A 788-nucleotide genomic window follows, 5' to 3' on the forward strand; every position below is an offset into this window, starting at 1 on the left:
GCCCCCGGCTCACGCCCCGCATCGGCCCGGCGGACCGGGTGGCCCCCGGGGAGCGGGTGTGGATCCGGCGCCGGGAGCTGCCGGCCGGATGGCCCATGCAGCTGCAGGCCCCGGAACTGGAGCCCTGGGTGCTGGCCCAGGCACCGGAAGCATCCCGATGAGGTGGACACGGGGCCGGGACGGGTGGATCCTGCTGGGGCTGGGGCTGGCCGGGGTGCTCCTGGATGTCCTGTGGCTGCAGCGCCACGCCCAGCCACCGGCCTGGGACCAGGGGGAACACCTGAGTCGGGCCCTGGGGGTCTGGCAGGTGCTGGGTGAGGCGGCGCCCCTCGATCCGCTCTGGTGGCAACGGCTCTGGGCCGAGACCCCCACCTATCGGGGGCCGCTCACCTACCTGGTGACGGCGCCGGTGTTCAGCCTGCTGGGACCCGGCTACGGCAGCGCCATCCTCTCCAACAGCCTCTTCCAGGCCCTGCTCCTGGGCAGCCTCTACGGCCTGGGCCGCCTGGCCCATGGCCGGGCAGCGGGCCTCTGGGCCGCCTTCCTCTGCGCCGTCGCCCCGGCCCTGCTGAACCAGCGCAGCGACTACCTGATCGATTTCAGCCTGACGGCCGTGCTCACGACCACCTGGTGGCTGCTGAGCGTGCGGGTGCTGGGCCGTCCCCGGCACCGGTGGCTCTGGAGCCTGGCCGGCGGCCTGGGCCTCGGGGCGGTCGTGCTGACGCGCCCCACCGGCCTGGTGATGCTCTGGCTCCCCCTGCTGGCCCTGGCCTGGCGGGCCCTTGCGC

1 protein-coding gene is annotated in these 788 nt (G+C 74.7%); it reads left to right on the forward strand.

Annotated elements, in window-relative coordinates:
- Positions 1-157: 157 nt before the first annotated feature.
- Positions 158-788, forward strand: a 631-nt coding sequence (locus VB737_RS17145; protein WP_500314752.1) for a glycosyltransferase family protein, incomplete at its 3' end; no start/stop codon positions are given.

The organism is Synechococcus sp. BA-120 BA3 (assembly GCF_034931285.1).
In the GTDB taxonomy this organism is placed as follows: Bacteria; Cyanobacteriota; Cyanobacteriia; order PCC-6307; family Cyanobiaceae; genus Cyanobium.